Consider the following 1,705-nt stretch of genomic DNA (forward strand, 5'->3'; position numbering starts at 1 on the left):
TAAAGAATAACGGATTTATCCGGTGGTCCACCCCGAATGCAATACACATAGGATTTGGTTTCTGCTTTTCTTCCAGGCTCATGCAAGACCTGCAAGGTCGTTGCATCACAACTGGCCACATCATACTCAATCACACTGTCTTTCAACAGATTATAAATGGGACGCAGTGGTGTCATTAACTCAATGAGCCAGCGCGCCATGGTTTGGCGTGAGCAATCAATACCATGTCGTTCGCTGAGTTGTCGCTCCAGATGGTACAGTGGTTGCCTGTCATCCAGCTTGCTGACCACCAGGAATGATAAAAACTCTTCTGTTGCTTTAATTTTGGGGAGAATTTGTTTGGGCGCTGCTGCGGTTACGATTTGATTCTCGCATCCTTTAGTGCAAGCAACTACTTCACGTCGTTGCTCCACAATTTCGATGACGCAAGGTTGGTAATGCAGTAGCTCTTTGGTTTCATAACGAATCACTGTTTTGCATGCACCACAGGCACATTGCTTGTCTTCATCAGATACCGGAATAATTTCAATGCGACGGGGTAGTTCTTTCTGCGCTTTTTTATTCTTCTTTCTTGTATGGGCAGCCACTGGTGTCATTTCTTCGGTCTGCTCACCGCTTGCTTCAGCCTGAGAAAAAATGCTCTGATTATTTTCAAACAAAGACAGCTGAGGATTTTCAGGGTCAATATAACGCTCAGAGCGCTTGCCAAAACGGTGACGGCGTAGCTCCATGATTTGTGCTTTTAAAGAATCATAGGCTTCCGCGTAGTGTTCATTGCGTGCTTGAGATAGAGCAAGCTCTGCTTTTAATGCGAGTATTTCGTTACTTAATTGCTCTATTTTTTCTTCGTACATCATGTTGAAATGGCACCTGTTTGCTGAGTCAATTATATCACATTACGTTGATTTTAAAAACAAATTAATCGTTTTTTGTAAATTATTTCTAATAGAAATTCGTAGCCAATACTTCCGGCAACAATGTGTGTTTTGCAAAATCCAATCCTGAGAGCAGCCAGCTTAATTGGTCATTGGTAAGGCTCATGACCGCGTCATCGTGTTTGGGAAATTTTAGTTTTCCTTGCTCCAATCGCTTATAACAGAGCCAAAACCCATTTCGCTCCCACCACAGCATTTTTATTTTATTGGCTTGGCGGTTTCTGAAAAGAAAAATTTGCCCTGATGTGGGGTTCAACTGAAGATGGTCGGAAATCAACATCACCAGTCCATCAATTTGTCGCCTAAAATCAATAGGCTTTGGATAGAGCCATATGCTTGCATTAAATGATAAAAACATGGCTAACCCCACAAGGACAACAACATTGGCAATAAAGTCTGGTCGTGAATTTTTAGCTCATGCCCATTGTTCAATACCAAGGTGCATACTGTCTCTGGAGCTCTTTGTGTCAGCTTATTTAATTGAATCGGTACTAATTTGGATGAAGCTATTTCTTCCCGATACTTTCGCTCCCAATAGCCAAATTGATGGTAGTTTAATTGATGCTTTCGACAGTACGTTACTCGCGACAAACCACTTTCTTTTTGATGCGTTACATGCTCCATCCATCTCTGTTCTTTCGTGCCATCTGTTTCTTGGGGGGATATAATTTGTGGGGATATATTCATCGTACTCTCCTCTCTAAATTGATGTTGCAGAGTATGACGAAACGGAGATAATTATTAAATTATGTAGTTGCTGGCGCGCTTAC

The 1,705-nt window shown here is 41.9% G+C and carries 3 protein-coding genes; all 3 read right to left on the bottom strand.

Annotation, left to right across the window (positions count from 1 at the left end; genetic code table 11):
* Positions 1–857: IS66 family transposase (locus OQJ26_RS19195; RefSeq protein ID WP_265705281.1), on the bottom strand; the 857-nt coding region annotated here is incomplete at its 3' end.
* An 85-nt stretch (positions 858–942) separates the two neighbouring features.
* Entirely contained in the window at positions 943–1,293 is a 351-nt protein-coding gene (gene tnpB / locus OQJ26_RS19200; protein WP_265702305.1) for an IS66 family insertion sequence element accessory protein TnpB, read from the bottom strand.
* 2 nt (positions 1,294–1,295) lie between these two features.
* Complete coding sequence (gene tnpA, locus OQJ26_RS19205; RefSeq protein ID WP_265702306.1) at positions 1,296–1,622, bottom strand: IS66 family insertion sequence element accessory protein TnpA; 327 nt, start codon at positions 1,620–1,622, stop codon at positions 1,296–1,298.
* Positions 1,623–1,705 lie beyond the last annotated feature (83 nt).

It is taken from the genome of Legionella sheltonii, assembly GCF_026191355.1.
Lineage (GTDB): Bacteria > Pseudomonadota > Gammaproteobacteria > Legionellales > Legionellaceae > Legionella > Legionella sheltonii.